The 301-nt window shown below is 47.2% G+C and carries 1 pseudogene; it reads right to left on the bottom strand.

The features are described 5' to 3' along the window. Positions 1-214 (bottom strand): annotated as a pseudogene (locus D0T50_RS13575) (hypothetical protein); the annotation flags it as partial. Between the last annotated feature and the right edge of the window lie 87 nt (positions 215-301).

The following is a 301-nucleotide window of genomic DNA, read 5'->3' as shown; positions in this document are numbered from 1 at the left end:
GAACGATAAGTTCGTGGCATTGGCAGGTATTCGTGCCGACCACAGTTCGCTGTACGATTTCTTTGTTACACCACGTATCCACCTGATAACCTCCTACTGTAGTATGTGAGCCACCACTAATCTGCGAGATGCCCAGCTTCAACACTGCTTCGCGCCCGGTCTTATCCCAGAAGACAGAATATTGCGATTCTGTATCGAGTACCACGCCGTCCATATCGAAGCGATAAAATCACTGGTGATGAACGAAGTAAACGTGAAGGAGGTTGATTTTGTTACTGAATCCGAGAGCGTTTTGGTTAAG

It is taken from the genome of Bacteroides sp. 214 (assembly GCF_010501015.1).
GTDB lineage: Bacteria > Bacteroidota > Bacteroidia > Bacteroidales > Bacteroidaceae > Bacteroides.
The sequence above is the reverse complement of the archived record's forward strand: the minus strand, read 5'-3'. Positions and strand labels throughout refer to the sequence as shown.